At 57.0% G+C, this 21224-nt stretch carries 19 protein-coding genes; 3 read left to right on the plus strand and 16 right to left on the minus strand.

The window, feature by feature from the left end; genetic code table 11:
* Positions 1 to 35: 35 nt before the first annotated feature.
* The 4 genes from glrR to purL form a co-directional block, all read right to left on the minus strand.
* Entirely contained in the window at positions 36 to 1373 is a 1338-nt protein-coding gene (gene glrR, locus KOSB73_RS22915) for a two-component system response regulator GlrR (protein ID WP_024359365.1), read from the minus strand.
* Positions 1360 to 2064 (minus strand): two-component system QseEF-associated lipoprotein QseG, encoded by a 705-nt coding sequence (gene qseG, locus KOSB73_RS22920; protein WP_049085699.1) that lies wholly within the window; start codon positions 2062 to 2064, stop codon positions 1360 to 1362. Before qseG ends, glrR begins: the two co-directional genes overlap by 14 nt.
* Before the next feature lie 13 nt (positions 2065 to 2077).
* Positions 2078 to 3514 carry a sensor histidine kinase gene (locus KOSB73_RS22925; protein ID WP_004134904.1) on the minus strand — a complete coding sequence of 479 codons (1437 nt, stop codon included), beginning with the start codon at positions 3512 to 3514 and terminating at the stop codon, positions 2078 to 2080.
* Positions 3515 to 4077: 563 nt separating this feature from the next.
* Positions 4078 to 7965: a phosphoribosylformylglycinamidine synthase gene (gene purL, locus KOSB73_RS22930; RefSeq protein ID WP_049088346.1), complete on the minus strand. Its 3888-nt coding sequence runs from the start codon at positions 7963 to 7965 to the stop codon at positions 4078 to 4080.
* Positions 7966 to 8139: 174 nt separating this feature from the next.
* Here purL and mltF point away from each other — a divergent pair, with 174 nt between their 5' ends.
* A complete protein-coding gene (gene mltF / locus KOSB73_RS22940; protein ID WP_098141030.1) occupies positions 8140 to 9756 on the plus strand; it encodes a membrane-bound lytic murein transglycosylase MltF in 1617 nt (538 codons plus the stop codon).
* On the opposite strand, the gene tadA is transcribed toward mltF, so the two are convergent.
* Positions 9753 to 10259, minus strand: a complete 507-nt coding sequence (gene tadA, locus KOSB73_RS22945) for a tRNA adenosine(34) deaminase TadA (protein WP_004134899.1) — start codon at positions 10257 to 10259, stop codon at positions 9753 to 9755. The two genes, mltF and tadA, sit on opposite strands and share 4 nt — an antisense overlap.
* A gap of 58 nt (positions 10260 to 10317) precedes the next feature.
* Positions 10318 to 10953, minus strand: coding sequence for a phosphatidylglycerophosphatase C (gene yfhb, locus KOSB73_RS22950; protein WP_098141032.1), 636 nt, complete (start codon positions 10951 to 10953; stop codon positions 10318 to 10320).
* A 209-nt stretch (positions 10954 to 11162) separates the two neighbouring features.
* Here yfhb and KOSB73_RS22955 point away from each other — a divergent pair, with 209 nt between their 5' ends.
* Both KOSB73_RS22955 and KOSB73_RS22960 read left to right on the plus strand, forming a co-directional pair.
* Complete coding sequence (locus KOSB73_RS22955; protein WP_004123673.1) at positions 11163 to 12011, plus strand: MurR/RpiR family transcriptional regulator; 849 nt, start codon at positions 11163 to 11165, stop codon at positions 12009 to 12011.
* A 166-nt stretch (positions 12012 to 12177) separates the two neighbouring features.
* Complete coding sequence (locus KOSB73_RS22960; RefSeq protein WP_004114478.1) at positions 12178 to 12438, plus strand: YfhL family 4Fe-4S dicluster ferredoxin; 261 nt, start codon at positions 12178 to 12180, stop codon at positions 12436 to 12438.
* A gap of 36 nt (positions 12439 to 12474) precedes the next feature.
* Here KOSB73_RS22960 and acpS read toward each other — a convergent pair whose 3' ends face one another.
* The 10 genes from acpS to rseA form a co-directional block, all read right to left on the minus strand.
* Positions 12475 to 12855: a holo-ACP synthase gene (gene acpS / locus KOSB73_RS22965; protein WP_004123676.1), complete on the minus strand. Its 381-nt coding sequence runs from the start codon at positions 12853 to 12855 to the stop codon at positions 12475 to 12477.
* On the minus strand, positions 12855 to 13586 hold the full coding sequence (pdxJ, locus tag KOSB73_RS22970) for a pyridoxine 5'-phosphate synthase (protein WP_004123677.1): 732 nt from the start codon (positions 13584 to 13586) through the stop codon (positions 12855 to 12857). The genes acpS and pdxJ overlap by 1 nt, the downstream gene beginning before the upstream one ends.
* A gap of 11 nt (positions 13587 to 13597) precedes the next feature.
* On the minus strand, positions 13598 to 14335 hold the full coding sequence (gene recO / locus KOSB73_RS22975; RefSeq protein WP_004134893.1) for a DNA repair protein RecO: 738 nt from the start codon (positions 14333 to 14335) through the stop codon (positions 13598 to 13600).
* Positions 14336 to 14346: 11 nt separating this feature from the next.
* Positions 14347 to 15252, minus strand: a complete 906-nt coding sequence (era, locus tag KOSB73_RS22980) for a GTPase Era (protein WP_004134890.1) — start codon at positions 15250 to 15252, stop codon at positions 14347 to 14349.
* On the minus strand, positions 15249 to 15929 hold the full coding sequence (gene rnc, locus KOSB73_RS22985; RefSeq protein WP_004104573.1) for a ribonuclease III: 681 nt from the start codon (positions 15927 to 15929) through the stop codon (positions 15249 to 15251). Before rnc ends, era begins: the two co-directional genes overlap by 4 nt.
* Positions 15930 to 16153: 224 nt before the next feature.
* Positions 16154 to 17128, minus strand: a complete 975-nt coding sequence (lepB, locus tag KOSB73_RS22995) for a signal peptidase I (protein ID WP_004123684.1) — start codon at positions 17126 to 17128, stop codon at positions 16154 to 16156.
* Between the two features lie 14 nt (positions 17129 to 17142).
* Complete coding sequence (gene lepA / locus KOSB73_RS23000) at positions 17143 to 18942, minus strand: translation elongation factor 4 (RefSeq protein ID WP_004123687.1); 1800 nt, start codon at positions 18940 to 18942, stop codon at positions 17143 to 17145.
* Between the two features lie 184 nt (positions 18943 to 19126).
* Entirely contained in the window at positions 19127 to 19606 is a 480-nt protein-coding gene (gene rseC, locus KOSB73_RS23005; protein WP_049089620.1) for a SoxR-reducing system protein RseC, read from the minus strand.
* Positions 19603 to 20559, minus strand: coding sequence for a sigma-E factor regulatory protein RseB (gene rseB, locus KOSB73_RS23010; protein WP_004132796.1), 957 nt, complete (start codon positions 20557 to 20559; stop codon positions 19603 to 19605). The genes rseC and rseB overlap by 4 nt, the downstream gene beginning before the upstream one ends.
* A complete protein-coding gene (gene rseA, locus KOSB73_RS23015) occupies positions 20559 to 21209 on the minus strand; it encodes an anti-sigma-E factor RseA (protein ID WP_004132795.1) in 651 nt (216 codons plus the stop codon). The genes rseB and rseA overlap by 1 nt, the downstream gene beginning before the upstream one ends.
* Between the last annotated feature and the right edge of the window lie 15 nt (positions 21210 to 21224).

The following is a 21224-nucleotide window of genomic DNA, read 5'->3' on the forward strand; positions in this document are numbered from 1 at the left end:
GCTAACCGTATCATAACTTGCGTCATCCTACGGAGCTACTCTTTAAAGTCGTTAGCGTCGAGCTCGTGGCGCGACAGCAGCTTATAAAATTCGGTGCGGTTGCGCCCCGCCATCCGCGCCGCATGCGTGACGTTGCCTTTGGTAATTTGCAGCAGCTTGCGCAGGTAATTGAGCTCAAACTGGTTCCGCGCCTCGACAAACGTCGGCAGCGCGGTGTTTTCCCCTTCCAGCGCCTGTTCCACCAGCGCGTCGCTAATGACCGGCGAAGAGGTCAGCGCCACGCACTGCTCAATCACGTTCACCAGCTGGCGCACGTTGCCCGGCCATTTGGCGGCCATCAGCCGCTTCATCGCATCCGTGGAGAATGCGCGTACAAAGGGTTTATGGCGATCGGCAGACTGGCGCAGCAGATGGTTCGCCAGCAGCGGAATATCTTCCGTACGCTCGGCCAGCGGCGGGATTTTCAGATTCACCACGTTCAGGCGGTAAAACAGATCTTCGCGAAACTCGCCGCGCGCCATCGCTTTTGGCAGGTCGCGATGGGTCGCAGAAATAATCCGCACATCAATGTCGATATCGCGATTGCTGCCCAGCGGGCGGACTTTACGCTCTTGTAAAACGCGCAGCAGTTTTACCTGTAACGCCACCGGCATATCGCCGATCTCATCCAGAAACAGCGTGCCGCCTTCCGCGGCCTGAAATAGCCCCTCCCGGTTGCTGACCGCGCCGGTAAAGGCGCCGCGCGCATGGCCGAATAGCTCCGACTCCAGCAGCTGTTCGGGGAGCGCGCCGCAGTTAATAGCGACAAAGGGTTTGTCCCGGCGCGGGCTGGCGTTATGGATGGCCTGGGCGATAATCTCCTTGCCGGTACCGCTCTGGCCGTTAATCAGCACGCTCACGTCCGACTGCGCCACCATCCCGGCCTGCTCCAGCAGGCGCTCCATCAGCGGGCTACGGGTCACAATCGCCTGGCGCCAGCGCTCATCGGTCGTCGGCGCGCTCTGCTCCAGCGCGTCATCAATGGCTTTATACAGGGCGTCTTTATCCACCGGCTTGGTGAGAAAGCTAAACACACCCTGCTGGGTCGCGGCGACGGCGTCCGGAATGGAACCGTGCGCGGTGAGAATAATCACCGGCATTCCCGGCTGCACCTTCTGGATTTCGCTGAACAGCTGAAGGCCGTCCATCTCGTCCATCCGCAGATCGCTGACCACCAGATCCACTTTGTCACGGCCCAGCATGCGCAGCGCCTCCGGCCCGCTCTCGGCGGTCAGCACGCTGTATCCTTCGCTGACAAGACGCATGCCCAGCAGCTTCAGCAGGCCCGGATCGTCGTCCACTAACAGCAGGCGGGCGGGTTTACGGATCGTCATGAATCACCTCCGGGACTTTATCGCTGCCGTGCCCGGCGTCTGAGCTAAAGTTCCCGCCGGGTTTACGGCTGGAGAGCTGACGCTCGATATCGGTGAGATTCTCCAGCTTGCGGGTCGTCAGCTCGAGCTGATTGCGTAATTCAATTTCCTGCTGACGCAGCGTCTCAAGCTCCGCATCGCTTGACTGCTGCAGTTTGGCGTAGCGGGAGCGCTCGTCAATCAGCTGAAGCTGCCGGCCCTGGGCATCGCGCCAGAGCTGATAGAGCGGGCGAACCTGGGCGGCAATTTGCGGGCTAAAGGTATCCAGGCTGGCCACCAGATCGCGACGCTCATTGGGCGTGATTTTGGCATCGGCCAGCAAAATGCCGCGCTTAAAGGCATCCTGCCAGCTGTTGGCATCGTGCTGCCGGGCTTCAGCCCGCGCCTGTACCGGAGCAAGGCGATCCGCGCAGTCAATTCCCCGCAGCCAGTACAGCGGGTTTTTATCGCTGGCCTCGCTCTGCAGGGTCCAGATGTCGGCGCACTCGACCGAAAGAAAATCGGCGACCTGGTGCTGCGGCAGCGCGGAGAGCGTTTTGCCATCCGCAGCGTGTGGTGATGTAGAGGCGGAACATCCCGCCAGCGCCAGGCACGAAATGCCTGACAGCAGCCATCCCCTGAGGGGACGGACAAGTGCGAAGAAGTGGGACATAATCACCCGATAGTTATACGTTATTTTTTCCAGACTCGGCGACGGGGAGCGTGATACGAAAACAGATTAGCCCGGATTTATCATCAACCAGGCTCAGCTCGCCCTGCATTTGCCGTACACAGTCGCGGGCAATGCTCAGCCCCAGACCGCTGCCTTTTACCGCCCCTTTACGCTGGTGGCTTCCCTGATAAAAAGGCTCAAAAATCATGTTTCTCTCTGCGGGCGGGATCGGCTCGCCGTTGTTAATGACGTCAATGCGCACCTGCTCGCCGTGCCGATAGCTATGGATTCGAATGTTACCGGATTCAGCACCATAGTGCACCGCATTGGAGTAGAGATTATCCAGTACGCTCACCAGCAGAGCAGGCTCCGCTTCGCAAAAACGCTCGCTGAGCGCCAGTTCGGTATGCATCATTTTAGCTCTTGCCGGCAGGCTGTGGGCGGAAACCACGTTTTCCACCAGTTCGGCCAGGTTGACCGTCTCGCGCGCAATCGGGCCATCGGCCTGTTTGCGGTTGTAGTCCAGCAGCTGCTCAATCAGCTTTTGCAGGTTGCGGCTGCTGTTATCCAGAATCTCCACGATCTCCTGCTGCTCGGGCGTCAGCGGCCCGGCCACCCGGTCGGCAAGCAGCTCTGTCCCTTCGCGCATGCTGGCCAGCGGCGTTTTCAGCTCATGGGAAAGATGGCGCAGGAACTGATGCCGCTGGGATTCCAGCCAGGCAAGGCGTTCGCTCAGCCAGATAATGCGTTTGCCGACGGAGCGCAACTCGCGCGGACCGGTAAACAGCGCGGCGTCATCCAGGGATTTTCCCTCCCCCAGCCGGTTAATCATTCTCTCAATGCCCTTCACCGGGCCGATAATCATGCGGGTAAAAAGCAGCACCAGCGCCAGGCTGAGCAGAAACAGCACCAGCGCCTGCCAGCCGAAGAACTGACCGCGCTCGGCGATTTCCTGCTGCAACTGCTGCCCGCGCGAATAGACCACCGTTCGGGTCGCCTGAACCATGTCGCTATTGGCGGAGGCAAACGCTTCCAGGCTGGCGGCTGACTTCGCCGCCGGACCGCTATTTTTACACTGCAGCTCCGCCAGATCGTCGAGATCCTGACGCAACGCCCGCCAGATTTTCTCATCAGGCAGGACGCCCGCGTGAGCATCGAGCATTTCACTGTAGCGTTGGCGCTGATTCTGGTAGACCCGCGCCAGCGTCGGATCGTCCAGCACGCAGTACTGACGGTAGCTACGTTCCATCTCCAGCGATGCGTTAATCATCGCTTCGCTGCGGCGGGCATCGATAAGCGTGGTACGGTTGATATGCGCCGCCTGCGCGCTCAGCGCGTTGAGGCTTTGCCACGCCTGCCATGCCAGCACCAGCAGCGGAAGCAAGATCAGCACGAAGGATAGCGTGACCAGCTGGCGCAGCGAACGGGGAAAAAGGGAGAGTCGCTTCAAGGATAGTGTCTCAATCATTAGCTCATGACGATGCTAACTGAGGACGCAAGAAACATCTACGCCAGAAATAATAAAGCCAGGCTACGGGAGCCTGGCTTTATTAAGCAATGAGGCGGTGCCTTACTCGACGTTTCGCCCGATGACTGATAAAGCAGAGCTGTTATCAGGAGTTGGACGGCAGGCACCTGTTTGTGCGTCATTCGAAGTTTATGTAGCGCGTCCCGAAGGGGCTGACATAAGAAGGTGAATGAGCCACTGGTTATAATTATGCACGAACTATGCCACATCTCAAAACATTTTATTAACACAATGAAATATAATACCTTTTTACTATTCAAGCGTATAAATAATGATGATCGTTTTTTGCGCAAAGTGTCGCTGATTAGCAACACCGGATGAATGGTTTAGCAATGCTATTATAAATCAACAGGTTAAATGTCTCCTTTTGACGACATCGCTATAGCGCGTTTGTCGGCGATCCCCGACACCTTTTGCCGATGAGCTTCACAAATAAAAAAGCCTCCTGCGCGGGCAGGAGGCTTAATGCGATTCGCGAACGGTTTTTAGCCCAGCTGTTTACGCGCGTTGCGGAAAATACGCATCCACGGGCTGTCTTCGCCCCAGTTTTCCGGGTGCCAGGAGTTCGACACGGTACGGAACACGCGCTCCGGGTGCGGCATCATAATGGTCGCGCGCCCGCTTTCGCTGGTCACCGCGGTGATGCCGTTCGGCGACCCGTTCGGGTTAGCCGGATAGTTTTCCGTCACTTTACCGAAGTTATCGACGAAGCGCAGCGCCACCAGGCCTTTGCTTTCCAGCTGCGCCAGATGCGCGCCATCGCGGACTTCGACCTGCCCTTCACCGTGGGATACGGCAATCGGCATCATCGATCCCACCATTCCCTGCAGCAGCAGCGACGGGCTCTGGGTCACCTCAACCAGGCTGAAGCGCGCTTCAAAGCGGTCTGACTGGTTACGCACAAAGCGCGGCCACAGGTCGCTGCCCGGGATCAGCTCGCGCAGGTTAGACATCATCTGGCAGCCGTTGCACACGCCCAACGCCAGGGTTTGCGGACGATGGAAGAAAGTGGCAAATTCGTCGCGAACGCGTTCATTGAACAGGATTGATTTCGCCCAGCCCTCACCGGCGCCTAAAACGTCACCGTAGGAGAATCCGCCGCAGGCCACCAGCGCCTGGAAGTCAGCAAGACCGGTACGGCCCGCCAGCAGGTCGCTCATATGCACGTCGATGGCATCAAAGCCGGCACGATGGAACGCTGCCGCCATTTCAACGTGAGAGTTTACGCCCTGCTCGCGCAGCACCGCGACCTTCGGACGCGCGCCGGTGGCAATATAAGGCGCCGCGATATCCTCATTGATATCGAAGGAGAGCTTCACGTTGAGGCCCGGATCGGCATCGTTGGCTTTCGCCTCGTGCTCCTGGTCGGCGCACTCCGGGTTATCGCGCAGACGCTGCATTTGCCAGGTGGTTTCCGCCCACCACATGCGCAGCGTTGTGCGGCTTTCGCTGAATAGCGGATGACCGTCGGCCTCGATGACAAAGCGATCGCCCGCCGTAGCCTGGCCAAGATAGTGAACGCAATCCGCCAGACCATGAGCGGCCAGCAGCGCTTCCACCGCCTGGCGGTCGGCGGCACGCACCTGAATCACGCCGCCAAGCTCTTCGTTAAACAGCGCGGCCAGACGATCCTCGCCGAGCGCGGCGATATCAACCTTGACGCCGCAGTGGCCGGTAAAGGCCATCTCGGCCAGCGTGACCAGCAGGCCGCCGTCAGACCGGTCGTGCCACGCCAGCAGCTTACCTTCAGCCACCAGCGCCTGCATCGCATCCCAGAAGCCTTTCAGCTGCGCGACATCGCGAACGTCGGCAGTCACATCGCCAAGCTGACGGTAAACCTGCGCCAGCGCGGTCGCGCCCAGGGCATTGTTCCCCTTGCCTAAATCAATCAGCAGCAGGGCGTTATCAACGGTTGCGAGCTGCGGGGTGACGGTACGGCGTACGTCTTCCACGCGGGCAAAGGCGGAAATCACCAGCGACAGCGGAGAGGTCATCTCGCGCTGTTCGGTACCTTCCTGCCAGCGGGTTTTCATCGACATGGAGTCTTTACCCACCGGAATGGTCAGTCCCAGGGCCGGGCAAAGCTCTTCGCCAATCGCTTTTACCGCTTCATATAACCCGGCGTCTTCGCCCGGGTGACCGGCTGCGGCCATCCAGTTTGCCGACAACTTCACGCGATTGAGCGCGCCAATCTGCGTCGCCGCGATGTTGGTCAGCGCCTCGCCGACCGCCAGACGGGCGGAAGCGGCAAAGTCCAGCAGCGCCACCGGCGCGCGTTCGCCAATAGACATGGCTTCGCCGTAATAGCTGTCAAGGCTGGCGGTAGTCACCGCGCAGTTAGCCACCGGGATCTGCCACGGCCCCACCATCTGATCGCGCGCCACCATACCGGTGACGGTGCGGTCGCCGATGGTGACGAGGAAGGTTTTCTCCGCCACGGTCGGCAGGTGCAGCACGCGATTCACCGCGTCGGCAATAGTGATTTCCTGACGTACCAGACTCTGGCCCTGGGCTTTCAGCGTCTGCACGTCGCGGGTCATTTTCGGCGTTTTGCCCAGCAGCACGTCAAGCGGCAGGTCGATCGGGCGATCGTCAAAATGGCTATCGTCGAGGCTCAAATGCAGCGCTTCGGTGGCTTCGCCAATCACCGCGTACGGCGCGCGTTCGCGGCGGCACAGCTCATCAAACAGCGGCAGCTGCTCCGGCGCGACCGCCAGCACATAACGTTCCTGCGATTCGTTACACCAGATCTCCAGCGGGCTCATGCCCGGCTCATCGCTGAGGATATCGCGCAGTTGGAATTTACCGCCGCGTCCGCCGTCGCTGACCAGTTCCGGCATCGCGTTCGACAGACCGCCGGCGCCGACGTCGTGGATAAACAGAATCGGGTTGGCGTCGCCCAGCTGCCAACAGCGGTCGATAACTTCCTGGCAGCGACGTTCCATCTCCGGGTTATCGCGCTGTACGGAGGCAAAATCCAGATCGGCATCAGACTGGCCGGAGGCCATTGAAGAGGCCGCACCGCCGCCGAGGCCGATGTTCATCGCCGGGCCGCCGAGAACAATCAGCTTCGCGCCGACGACAACCTCGCCCTTCTGCACGTGTTCGCCGCGAATGTTGCCGATACCGCCCGCCAGCATAATGGGCTTGTGATAGCCGCGCAGCTCTTCGCCGTTGTGGCTGGCGACCTTCTCTTCATAGGTACGGAAGTAGCCGTTAAGCGCCGGACGACCGAATTCGTTGTTAAACGCCGCGCCGCCCAGCGGGCCTTCGGTCATGATATCCAGCGCGGTGACGATGCGATCCGGCTTGCCGAAATCCTCTTCCCACGGCTGTTCAAAACCGGGAATACGCAGGTTCGAAACAGAGAAGCCCACCAGGCCCGCCTTCGGTTTCGCGCCGCGCCCGGTCGCGCCTTCATCGCGAATTTCGCCGCCGGAACCGGTCGCCGCGCCCGGCCACGGAGAGATCGCCGTCGGGTGGTTATGGGTTTCGACCTTCATCAGAATATGCGCGTCTTCCTGGTGGAAGTCGTAGCGGCCGGTTTCGTGGTCGGCGAAGTAGCGACCCACGGCTGAACCTTCCATTACCGCGGCGTTGTCTTTATAAGCAGACAGCACGTAGTCCGGGGTTTTCTCAAAGGTGTTTTTGATCATTTTGAACAGCGACTTCGGCTGCTTTTCGCCATCAATGACCCAGTCGGCGTTAAAAATCTTGTGTCGGCAGTGCTCAGAGTTCGCCTGCGCGAACATATAAAGTTCGATATCGTTCGGGTTGCGGCCCAGCTTCTGGAAAGCATCCTGCAAATAGTCGATTTCATCCTCGGCCAGCGCCAGCCCCAGACGGAGGTTGGCGTCAATCAGCGCCTGACGGCCGAGGCCCAGCAGGTCAACGCTGGTGACCGGAGTGGGCTGATGGTGGGCGAAGAGTTTTTCACCCTCTTCCAGCGCCGTGAAGACGCTTTCCATCATGCGGTCATGCAGTTCGGCCGCCACCAGCGACCACTGTTCGTCATTCAGGCTGCCCGCTTCGACGTAATACGCCACGCCGCGTTCCAGACGCACCACCTGAGACAGGCCGCAGTTATGGGCGATGTCGGTAGCTTTAGAAGACCAGGGAGAGATGGTGCCGGGACGGGGGGTAACGAGCAGTAGCTTGCCGGTTGGAGTATGGCTGCTTAGGTTCGGGCCATATTTGAGCAACCTTGCCAGACTCTCGCGATCGTCGCCGCTGAGCGGGGCGCTAAGGTCGGCAAAATGAACGTACTCGGCATATATCGTGCTGACCGGAAGGTTGGCCGCCTGGAAACGTGCCAGCAGTTTATTGATACGGAATGCCGACAGTGCAGGTGAACCACGCAAAATTTCCATCATAAGTCTCTCGTCTTCGAAGCTTTCATGGTGAGCCAGGGGGGAAACGGGCGCCATTATAGTGAATCCTGCGCCCCGACGAAACCGTTTGCGTAGAAATAAAATGATTGCCGGGGTTTATCAATTAATGTGACTCATCTCGCGAATAAGTTGCCAACTGACGCATTCTTAAGCAAAATGCCGCTCAATCCAAGACAACCTTTTACTTTTTCTGGTCATAATCTGCTGAGGAACCCGAAGCTGCAGAAGATTAACTATCTGAAAAAACTAAAGATTAATTATCTGCTCATCGGCATTGTGACCCTCCTGCTGGCGGCCGCCCTGTGGCCGTCTCTCCCGTGGATGGGTAAACCAGAAAACCGCGTGGCGGGGATCATGGCGCGCGGAGAACTGCGCATCAGCACCATTAATTCGCCGATGACCTTTGCGACCCTCAATGATAAAACCTACGGTTTTGATTATGAGCTGGCGCAGCAGTTTGCCGACTACCTTGGCGTCGAGCTCAAAGTCACCGTCAGGCAGAATATCAGCCAGCTCTTCGACGATCTCGATGAAGGCAAAGCCGACATGCTGGCTGCCGGTCTGGTCTACAACTCCGAGCGGGTGAAAAACTATCAGGTCGGACCGACCTACTATTCCGTTTCGCAACAGCTGGTGTATCGCAAAGGCAACCTGCGCCCGCGCACCCTGGCAAATCTTACCGCCGCGCAGCTGGCGATCGCTCCCGGGCACGTGGCGATTAACGATCTCCAGGCATTGAAAGAGCAAAAATATCCCGACCTCGACTGGCGCGTGGACGATAAGCGCGGGACGACGGCGCTAATGCAGGCGGTCATCGATGGTAAGCTCGACTATACCGTGGCGGATTCGGTCGCCGTCAGCCTGTTCCAGCGCGTTCACCCGGAGCTGGCCGTCGCCCTCGATATCAGCGACGAGCAGCCGGTCACCTGGTTTAGCGAAAAAGGCGAAGACAATTCCCTGTCGGCGGCAATGCTCGATTTCTTCAATAATATTAATGAAGACGGCACCCTGGCGAGGCTGGAGGAGAAATACCTCGGCCACGGCAACGATTTTGATTATGTCGACACCCGCACCTTCCTGCGCGCCGTAGAAAGCGTTCTCCCGGACCTGCAGCCGATGTTTGAAAAATATGCCCGACAGATAGACTGGCGTCTGCTGGCGGCTATTTCGTGGCAGGAATCGCACTGGGATCCGCAGGCCACCTCTCCTACCGGCGTGCGCGGGATAATGATGCTTACCCGCAATACGGCCCAAAGCCTGGGGTTGACCGATCGCACCGACGCCGAACAAAGCATCGACGGCGGTATGCGTTATTTGCAGGATATGATGAATAAAGTGCCGGAGTCGGTGCCGCAGGACGAGCGCATTTGGTTTGCGCTGGCGGCTTACAATATGGGCTACGCGCACATGCTTGACGCGATGGCGCTGACGAAAAAGCAGAAAGGCGACCCGAATAGCTGGGCCGATGTCAAACAGCGTCTGCCGCTGTTAAGCCAGAAAAACTACTATAGCCGCCTGAAGTACGGCTTTGCACGCGGACACGAGGCCTACGCCTACGTCGAAAACATTCGCAAATATCATATTAGCCTTGTGGGCTATCTCTCTGAAAAAGAGAGAAAAGAGGCGCAGATGGCGGCCCTGGGCGAACACTATCCGGCGGTCATGCCGGAGGAGCTGGGTAAGGAAGAGCAGTACGCCATGTCCTTTTTCAGCTTCCGCGCAGAAACGCTGGTGGACAACGCGAAGCTGAAAATCCCCGGCGCCGGGCATTAGTCCTGCACTTGCTGGCCAGCTCGCTTCAGCGCTTTTTTCTCTTCGCGCCGCCAGCGAAAGAAATCGCTCAGCATGCCGGAACAGGCCTCCGCCATAATCCCTTCCGTTATTTCTACCCGATGATTCATGCCTGGATGATGCAACACATCCATCAGCGACCCGGCGGCGCCGGTTTTCGCATCCCTGGCGCCAAATACCAGCCGGGAAATACGGCTGTGCACCATCGCTCCGGCGCACATCACGCAAGGCTCAAGGGTAACGTACAGCGTTGCGTCAATCAGGCGATAGTTTTGCAGCACCAGTCCGCCCTGACGCAGGGCCATAATCTCGGCGTGCGCGGTCGGATCGTGGCGGCCGATTGGCCGGTTCCAGCCCTCGCCGATGACCTGATGATTATGCACCAGCACGGCGCCGACCGGCACTTCGCCCTCTTCCCAGGCGCGTTTGGCCAGCGTCAGGGCGTGACGCATCCAGTATTCATCATTTAATTCATGGTCAGACAAAGCGGGCACTCCTGCAGAAAAGCGGGGCGCATTATACATGGGCGCTATGTATTACACACTATTCTAACTGCTGAAGATCGCCCTGCGGCGTCACCCGCCAGCGGTGCTGGCAAAAATAGAGCAGCGGGTTATCCTGCTCGCTGTCGCTGTAGCCGCTGTACAATCGCAGCGGAGCGCCGATTTTTTGTTCCAGCTGCGCCACTTTTTCATTGCCGAGGCAGCGCAGGGTTAATCCCCAGCCGCCGCAACGACGCTCCATCCGGCTGGCGATCAGGTTCACTCGCGGCAGCCAGGGAGTATCAAAATAAACCTGCTCAACCAGCGACTGCGGCGAACCGGTAATCAGCCAGACATCGGCGTCCGTGCTGGACAAATAATGGTTAAGCCGCGACTGAACCACCGGGAAGGCCGTAACGTGCTGGCGAAACCAGCGAACAAAATCGGCCTCCAGGCGTTTAAGGTGATGCTCGCTGCGTCCGAAGGTTGAAGCCCACAGCAGCAGGCTCATCGGCCAGCGCGCGGCGCGACCGTACAACATCAGTCCGGCGGCAATAACAGGCAATAAAGGAAGCACCAGCAGCGCATTCAGCGGCTGATGGCGCAGGATATAGCGCAAAAAGCTGCCGAACATATCCTGCTGATGCAAGGTTCCATCCAGATCAAAAAAAACCACTCTCCGCGTGCTGCTATTCAAAACCTACTCCCATGTACGATCGCTCGATTACCAATAGCTTAACAGCCTTGCGTCGCCAATAGCGAAAACATACGCTGTCGTTGAATCCGGATTAAGAAAACACATTTGCAGAGAAATCTTAGGCATAGAATTTTTAATTCGCGATAATCCTCTTATAATCGAATACAAAATTCTTTCAGCCGAGGGTGAAGCTGTCCTCCGGAGCCGCTATGAACTGTTTGACCCGTATTCGCCAGCGCTACCCTACGTTGGCCGCAAGCGATAAAAAACTGGCCGATTTCATTCTGGCTCAACCGGATCAAACCCGCCACCTTAGCTCACAGCAGCTGGCGGGCGAAGCCGGCGTCAGTCAGTCAAGCGTAGTGAAATTTGCGCAGAAAATGGGCTTCAAAGGCTTCCCGGCGTTAAAGCTGGCGCTGAGCGAAGCCCTGGCAAGCGCCCCTACGCCGCAGTCCGTACCGGTGCATAATCAGATTCGCGGCGACGATCCTCTTCGGCTGGTTGGCGAAAAGCTGATTAAGGATAACATCGCGGCTATGCACGCCTCGCTGGACGTCAACACCGAAGAGAAGCTGCTGGAAGCCGTCACGCTGCTGCGCCACGCCCGACGGGTGATCATTACCGGTATCGGCGCATCGGGCCTGGTGGCGAGAAACTTTAGCTGGAAGCTGATGAAAATCGGCATTAACGCCGTCTCTGAACAGGATATGCACGCGCTGCTGGCCACGGTACAGGCGATGTCGCCGGACGATCTGCTGCTGGCCATCTCCTACTCCGGTGAACGACGCGAGATCAATATGGCGGCCGGTGAAGCGTTACGGGTAGGGAGCCAGATCCTGGCGATCACCGGTTTTAACCCCAACGCGCTTCAGCAGCAGGCTACGCTATGCCTGTACACCATTGCGGAGGAGCAGGCCACGCGCAGCGCCGCGATCTCTTCCACCAGCGCGCAGATGATGCTGACCGATCTCCTGTTTATGGGGCTGGTGCAGCAGGATCTTGAGCACGCTCCGGAGCGGATTCGCCACAGCGAAGCGCTGGTGAAAAAGCTGGTATAACGCCGAGTACCCCGCCAGCTGGCAGAAACTCACTCACTCTTATTGGCTCAAGCCGGGCAAAATTTCTCCGCTACGGATGGTCGCCCCACGGTTGAAAAGAGCTGGCCCGGGCGGAAAATGGGCGTATAATGCCCGCCCTGTTTGTGTTGTTTCTGAGAATTTCCTGATGGCGCTGTTAATCACCAAAAAATGTATCAACTGCGATATGTGCGAGCCTGAGTGCCCGAATGAGGCGATATCCATGGGTGATAGCATTTATGAAATTAACAGCGACCGCTGCACCGAATGCGTTGGCCACTATGATACGCCGACCTGCCAGAAGGTGTGTCCGATCCCGAATACCATTCTGAAAGACCCGGCGCATAACGAAAATGAAGAGCAGCTGTGGGATAAATTTGTCCTGCTGCATCACGCGGACAAATTATGACATTACCGGATGGACTTATCCGGCCTGCCTGTAAATCTAACTTTCGATAATCACCGTGGCGCAGGCATAGTGGCGTTCATCGGCCAGCGTCACGTGAATGCTGCTGACGCCCAGCCGCTCGGCCAGACTCTTCGCCTCGCCCCACAACCGTAGCTTTGGCTTCCCCAGCTCGTCGTTGTAAACCTCAAACTGGTTAAACGCCAGGCCATTGCGGATGCCGGTGCCAAGCGCCTTGGCCGCCGCTTCTTTAACGGCGAAACGCTTAGCCAGAAAACGGACCGGCTGCTGATGCTGTTGCCATATCGCCCACTCGTGATCGCTCAGTACGCGACGGGCCAGACGGTCGCCGCTGCGGGCGATCACCGCTTCAATACGGGCGATTTCAACTATATCAGTACCCAGTCCGAGAATAGCCATCAGGCACGGGCTTCCAGCATCAGACGCTTCATTTCCGCAACCGCCTCTTTCAGGCCGCTCATCACCGCCCGGCCAATAATCGCATGGCCGATATTCAGCTCGTGCATTTCCGGCAGCGCCGCTATGGCTTTTACATTATGGTAGGTCAGGCCATGACCGGCATTGACCTTCAGCCCCAGACTGGCGGCATAGGTCGCCGCTTTGGCAATACGCTCCAGCTCTTTTGCCTGCTCAGCGTCGGTTTGCGCATCGGCGTAGCAGCCGGTGTGAATTTCGATATAGGGGGCGCCCACGTCCGCTGCGGCCTTAATTTGCGCGTTGTCCGCATCAATAAACAGAGAAACCAGGATACCGGCGTCGGCAAGACGTTTACAGGCATCGCGCATTTTGTCGAGCTGGCCCGCCACGTCCAGTCCGCCTTCGGTGGTCACTTCCTGGCGTTTTTCCGGTACCAGGCAGCAGAAATGGGGCTGAGTCTCACAGGCGATATTCAGCATCTCTTCCGTCACCGCCATCTCAAGGTTCATGCGGGTATCCAGCGTCTGGCGCAAAATACGGACATCGCGATCGGTAATATGGCGACGATCCTCGCGCAGATGGACGGTAATACCGTCAGCGCCGGCCTGCTCGGCGATAAAAGCCGCCTGTACCGGATCCGGATAAGCGGTACCGCGGGCGTTGCGTAATGTCGCAATGTGGTCAATGTTGACCCCTAACAGTAATTCAGCCATGACAATCCTCGTTAATCGTTATTTGTTTTATCGGCTCGCGCAGCCCGCGCGGGCAAAAACTGACGAAAAAGCTCGCGACTTTTTAGCGGCTTCCCGCCCAGATAGGGCTTCAGGGCGATACGTGTGAAACGTTTTGCCGCGCGCAGCGCATCGCTGTCGGGAAATTCACGGCTCGCCAACGCTTTAAGATGGTGCCCGGTAAAGGTGCTGTTATCAATAACCACGCTGGCGATAAAGCCTTTTTCTTCACGGTAGCGATAGGTCATCGCATCGTCAACCGCTTCTCCACTGCCGGCGCAATGCAGGAAATCCACGCCATACCCCAGGTGCCCAAGCAGCGCCAGTTCAAAACGCCGAAGCGCCGGTTCCGGCGAGCCGCTTGCGCCAGCCAGAGACTGGATACAGTGCAAATAATCGAAGAAGAGTTCGGAGAAGCGCGTTTCGTGCTCAAGCACGCGAGAGAGCAGTTCGTTGACGTAAAGGCCGCTGTAGAGCGTGATACCGCTAAGGGGGAGCGCCAGCGAGACGGCTTCCGCGCTGCGCAGCGTTTTGACTTCGCCGCGCCCGCCAAAGCGAAGCAGTAAGGGAGTAAAGGGCTGAAGCGCGCCTTTGAGGTTGGAGCGTTTAGAACGTGCGCCTTTAGCCACAAGGCGCACGCGGCCGGATTCTTCCGTGAAGACGTCCAGCATCAGGCTGGTTTCGCTCCAGGGACGACTATGCAGGACGAAAGCGCGCTGCCAGCCTTCCATCAAAATGGCTCTTAGAGATCGTCGCCGTAACCGAGACTGCGCAGCGCGCGTTCGTCATCAGCCCAGCCGGATTTCACTTTCACCCACAGTTCGAGGTGAACCGGCGCTTCAAACATATCCTGCATGTCTTTACGCGCTTCGATACCGATAGTTTTGATTTTGGCCCCTTTGTTGCCAATCACCATCTTCTTCTGCCCTTCACGCTCAACCAGAATCAGACCGTTAATATCGTATCCGCCGCGTTCATTGGTTACAAAACGCTCGATTTCGACGGTGACGGAATACGGCAGTTCGGCGCCAAGGAAACGCATCAGCTTTTCGCGAATGATCTCGGAAGCCATAAAGCGCTGAGAACGGTCGGTAATGTAATCTTCCGGGAAATGATGAATCGCCTCCGGCAGATGCTTACGCACAATACCGGCAATAGTATCAACGTTCAGCCCGGTTTCCGCGGAAATCGGCACGATATCGAGGAAGTTCATCTGGCTGCCGAGGAACTGCAGGTGCGGCAGCAGATCCCCTTTTTCCTGTACGTTGTCGACTTTGTTGACCGCCAGAATCACCGGCGCTTTGCCGTCGCGCAGCTTGTTGAGCACCATCTCATCGTCCGGCGTCCAGCGGGTACCTTCAACGACGAAAATAATCAGCTCAACGTCGCCAATAGAGCTGCTTGCCGCTTTGTTCATCAGGCGGTTTATCGCACGTTTTTCTTCCATATGCAGGCCCGGGGTATCGACGTAGATCGCCTGGTACGGGCCTTCAGTATGAATACCAACGATGCGGTGACGCGTCGTCTGCGCTTTTCGGGAAGTAATAGAGATCTTCTGCCCGAGCAGCTTGTTCAGCAATGTGGATTTGCCCACGTTTGGACGACCAACGATGGCAATAAATCCGCAGTAGTTTTTTTCTTCGCTCATTCCAGCTCCAGCTTTTTCAGCGCCTGTTCGGCGGCAGCCTGCTCCGCCTTACGACGGCTAGAACCCGTGCCAACCACCGGTTCACTCAGGCCGCTAACCTGGCAGTGGATAGTAAATTCCTGATCGTGCGCTTCTCCGCGTACCTGTACAACGAGGTACGACGGCAGCGGCAGATGACGCCCCTGCAGATATTCCTGCAAGCGGGTCTTCGGATCCTTTTGCTTGTCACCAGGGCTGATTTCATCCAGACGACTCTGGTACCAGGAGAGAATAAGGCGCTCAACGTTCTGAATATCGCTGTCGAGGAAAATCCCGCCGATTAAAGCTTCAACGGTGTCCGCCAGTATCGATTCACGGCGAAAGCCTCCGCTTTTCAATTCACCCGGCCCAAGACGCAGACATTCACCTAATTCGAACTCGCGGGCAATTTCTGCCAACGTGTTACCTCGCACCAGCGTCGCGCGCATGCGGCTCATATCGCCTTCGTCTACCCGAGGGAAACGATGATAGAGCGCGTTTGCGATCACAAAGCTCAATATTGAGTCACCTAAAAACTCCAGGCGCTCATTGTGTTTGCTGCTGGCACTGCGATGAGTTAATGCCTGTTGCAACAGCTCCTGATGATGAAAAGTGTAGCCCAGCTTCCGTTGAAGCCGATTAATTACGATGGGGTTCATGCGTTACCAATAGATGAATGCGTCAAAAATGCAGCACACGAAACCGACCTGAGTAAAAACCAACGCGGTTTCGTGTGCTGTGTCAATCTTACGAGAGACAACCTAAAACTTCGGGGGGATATTCTATACGCAACGACAAGGGATGTCGTTAGTTTGAATAGATTTAAATCTTAAATAATTCACGCTGCCGTTACTGCGGCGGCAGCGTGAAGAGGGCAGGAAAATTACTGGATACCGCCGATACGCGATAAACGTACGCCGGTAGGCCATTCGCCTTCCTGTTTTTCGAAACTCATCCAGATTGCGGTCGCTTTACCCACCAGATTCGCCTCCGGCACAAAGCCCCAATAACGGCTGTCGGCGCTGTTATCGCGGTTGTCACCCATCATGAAATACTGTCCCGGCGGGACAATCCAGGTCGCCAGCGGCAGACCGGACTGGTGGTAATACATCCCCACCTGATCCTGAGCAATCGGTACGGTCAGAATACGGTGCGTCACTTCGCCCAGCGTCTCTTTACGTTCGGTCAGGCGGATACCATCGGCTTTGGTCTCGCCTTTCGGCAGCTGCCAGAAACCGCTGGTCGCTTCGCCGCCGTTGCTACGGGAGAAGGTCTGAACGAAATCGCTCGGCTCAACGTTGGAGTAAGTAACCGGCAGCGCGTTGCCGCAGGCCTGGCCAGAACTACAGCCCGGCTGGATAGTAACCTGTTTAGCTATGGGATCGTAGGTCACTTTATCGCCCGGCAAACCGACCGCGCGCTTAATATAATCCAGGCGCGGATCTTGCGGATATTTAAAGACGACAATATCGCCGCGTTTGGGATGCCCGGTTTCGATCAGCGTTTTCTGGTAAATCGGATCTTTAATACCGTAGGCAAACTTCTCAACCAGAATAAAATCGCCGATCAGCAGCGTCGGCATCATCGATCCGGATGGGATCTGGAAGGGCTCATAAATAAATGAGCGAACCACCAGCACAATCGCCAGAACCGGGAATACCGAAGCGCCGGTTTCCAGCCAGCCCGGTTTCGGGCCAACCTTTTTCAGCGTTTTCTTATCTAACTGGTCGCCGGTCGCCGCCTGGGCAGCGGCCTGACTTTCGCGACGTTTTGGCGCAAAGATAAACTTATCCAGGCACCACAACAGACCCGTCACCAAAGTAGCGATGACCAGGATCAGGGCAAACATGTTCGCCATGCCAACTCCTTAGGTTATTTGCCGTCTTTACCAACGTGCAGAATGGCGAGGAACGCTTCCTGCGGGAGCTCAACGTTGCCGACCTGCTTCATCCGTTTCTTACCGTCTTTCTGCTTCTGCAGCAGCTTTTTCTTACGGCTGACGTCGCCGCCATAGCATTTCGCGAGGACGTTTTTACGCAGCTGTTTCACGGTAGAACGGGCAATAATGTGGTTACCGATGGCAGCCTGGATAGCGATATCGAACTGCTGACGCGGGATCAGCTCTTTCATCTTCTCTACCAGTTCGCGGCCGCGGTACGGCGCATTGTCGTTATGCGTGATCAGCGCCAGCGCATCCACGCGCTCGCCGTTAATCAACACATCCACACGCACCATGTTGGAAGCCTGGAAGCGCTTGAAGTTGTAGTCCAGCGACGCATAGCCGCGGGAGGTGGACTTCAGACGGTCGAAGAAATCGAGTACCACTTCCGCCATCGGAATTTCATAGGTCAGCGCCACCTGATTACCGTGGTAGACCATGTTAGTCTGCACGCCGCGTTTTTCGATACACAGGGTAATGACGTTGCCTAAAAACTCCTGCGGCAGCAGCATGTGACACTCAGCGATCGGCTCGCGCAGCTCCTGGATATTGTTCAGCGGCGGCAGCTTCGACGGGCTATCGACGTAGATAACTTCTTTCGAGGTGGTTTCTACTTCATAGACTACCGTCGGCGCCGTGGTGATCAGATCCAGATCGTATTCACGCTCCAGGCGCTCCTGGATGATCTCCATATGCAGAAGACCGAGGAAGCCGCAGCGGAAGCCGAAGCCCAGCGCGGTAGAGCTTTCCGGCTCATAGAACAGTGAAGCATCGTTGAGGCTCAGTTTGCCCAGCGCGTCACGGAAGTTCTCATAATCATCAGAGCTTACCGGGAACAGGCCGGCATACACCTGCGGTTTCACCTTTTTAAAGCCAGGCAGCGCTTTCTCCGCCGGGTTGCGCGCAAGCGTCAGCGTATCGCCGACCGGCGCGCCGAGAATGTCTTTAATGGCGCAAACCAGCCAGCCTACCTCGCCGCATTTCAGCTCGGTACGGTCAACCTGTTTCGGCGTGAAAATCCCCAGACGATCGGCGTTATACACCTGACCGGTGCTCATCACCTTAATTTTATCGCCTTTGCGCATGGTGCCGTTTTTAATACGCACCAAAGAAACGACGCCGAGGTAGTTATCAAACCAGGAGTCGATGATCAGCGCCTGCAGCGGCGCCTCCGGATCGCCTTCCGGCGGCGGAATATCGCGCACCAGGCGCTCCAGCACATCCGGTACGCCAACGCCGGTCTTCGCTGAACAGCGTACCGCATCGGTGGCATCAATACCGACAATGTCTTCAATCTCTTCCGCCACGCGTTCCGGATCGGCTGCGGGCAGGTCAATTTTGTTCAGGACCGGTACGACTTCAAGGTCCATTTCCATCGCCGTATAGCAGTTAGCCAGCGTCTGGGCTTCTACGCCCTGACCGGCATCAACCACCAGCAAAGCGCCTTCACAGGCGGCAAGCGAACGAGAAACTTCATAAGAGAAGTCGACGTGGCCGGGAGTATCGATAAAGTTCAGCTGATAGGTTTCGCCATCGGCCGCTTTGTAATCCAGGGTGACGCTCTGCGCCTTGATAGTGATACCGCGCTCACGTTCAAGATCCATGGAGTCCAGAACCTGGGCTGCCATTTCACGATCGGAAAGGCCACCGCAAATCTGGATAATACGGTCAGACAACGTCGACTTACCGTGGTCGATGTGAGCGATGATTGAAAAGTTACGTATATTCTTCATATTTAGAGTTAATTATGCCTTACGCGAATCATGAGGCCGCTGTTCTGTGCCTGACGTTTTTTAATCCGAAAACGCCGCATTCTACACTACATCCACGAAACCAGGAAATGCTCTTACCGCTAGCATAACCGGAGTAAATGACGAGTTCTTGCGGGAGTTGTAAATAAAGATAAGGGCCAGTGAATCACTGACCCAGTTGGGAGGAAGGCGTCTCGATGCGGACTAAATCTGGCGGCAAGCCGACGCTGATAATAACCGGCTGCCACGACTGCCGGGAGGCTAAGCCCGGCGAAAGACCGCGCGCGACCAGAAACCCACCCACGCCGCCCAAAATTGCCCCGCATAGCGAAGCGAAGTCGTTGGTAAACAGCACCTGGAATATCGATGCCATCACGAACAATCCGACTAACGGCGCCATATACACCAGTACTGCCGACCCGAGCAGGCTACTCTCAGCAATGCCCAGTTCCACTTTTTGCCCGACCGACAGCGGCTGCTCGCAGGGAACGCTAATGGTATGGCTGGTTTGCGGCCCAAGCTTATTCAGTACCCGGCTGCCGCAGCCGGCGCGGGAAGCGCAGCTGCTGCAGGATGCTTTAACATCGCAATGAACCAGCGCAATGCCATTATTCCAGGAGACGACCGTCGCCCACTCTTTAATCATTGAACTGCCCTGAATTTAATACTGTCGGAAATACGCTTTGCCGTTTGCGGCGGCAGCTCGCCAACAATGGTTATCTCTGCGTTATCACGCACGGTAGTCGCCACGGTACGACGCCCGGTACGCAGCAGCTGATCGCTGCTATTCGCGGTGGCGCGATTAATATTGATAGAGAAACTAAACAGCCCATCGGAATACAAACGGGACTCAACCGGACCATCAAAGGTAGGGAGACGACGCTGGCTGCTGGACACTTCGGCAACGCCCTGCGGCAGCCAGGTTGGCGCCCAGTTAAAGTTGGCCTTATTGCCCCCCTCCGGCACCGACAGCTGCGGAGGCAGATTCGCTTTAGATAAGGTTTCCATGCTGGCGCTCACGTTATCACCGACGTTGAACGAGACGACCCGGAACTGCTCAAGCGTTTCACCATCGCGGTCAAGCAGATCTACGCGCAGAGGCAGCTTAGTTTCAGCGTCTAGCCATGCGATATAGCTATAGCGGGTGCCATCGCGAGCCACGACGCGCACCACATCGCATAAACGATCGGCAATACGCGTTCGTCCAACGGAAATAAAGTCGTAATAGGACGCCAGACGTTTAAAGTCGGAGTAGACCAACGAAGGCAGGGAATCAACGATATAGTCGCCGTTCAGGGTAAAAGGATCGAGCCCAGGTTCAAAGTAGCTGATTTCCGTTCCGCGCAGCACGACTTCGCGACGAGGTCCGTCAAGTTGCAGGAGCTGAGCCAGGGTGCGATTATCCAGTTTAGCGTGTCGATAGCGCAGCGACTCAACGCCCTGCTTGTTGATGCTGACGAAAGAGAGCTCGTAGTTGAGGGACTGGCTGGCCAGGTTCATCTGCTGCAACAACGCCCCGGACGATGTATCAGCCGAGGCGTTGACGGAGAAGAACAGGCTGCCTGCCATGAGCGACATGGCACACCAAAGTTGCTTCATTACTGCGATTGCGTTCCTAAAGTTTGATAGCCCGGTACCTGAACGGCGGCTTGCTGAGTCTGGGCCTGACCAAACTGGAGCTGTTCCGCATGCAGGCGACGCTGCAATTCATAGTCCTGCAGCATAGCATTAATTCTGCGGCGCTGTTCCTGTACCTGAGCCTGCTGACCGCTACCCGCTGAAGCCTCAGCCGGTACGCCCAGGCTAACCGGGCTGGCCTTACCCATCATCGGCATGGTGTTAAACACCGGCGCCTCCGGCTGCTGGGATGAATCAGACTGGCCATTATACTGCTGGACGCCGACAATCACAGCGAGGGATACGCACGCGGCAACGCCCATCTGGGTGAGCGAACTGGCCCATGGGCGTACTTTTTGCCAGAAAGGCATCTGACGCCACTGGTGCGGTGCGGGCTGAGATTCAGGAATAAGAGGAACCGTCTGACGAACGGGCTCGTTTTCAATGGCGGCCATGACGCGAGCTGAGATATCAAAATGGAGCACCTCACTCGTATCGCCTCGCAGCGAATCGCGGATGAGATGGTAGCTCTCCCAGGTTTTTTGCATTTCAGATGAACGCTCCAGCTCGTTGAGCAGTTCGTTATCCAGCGTTTCACCATCCATTAAGGCCGAAAGTTTTTCTTTCTGCATGCCTGATACCCTTTT

It is taken from the genome of Klebsiella grimontii (assembly GCF_900200035.1).
In the GTDB taxonomy this organism is placed as follows: domain Bacteria; phylum Pseudomonadota; class Gammaproteobacteria; order Enterobacterales; family Enterobacteriaceae; genus Klebsiella; species Klebsiella grimontii.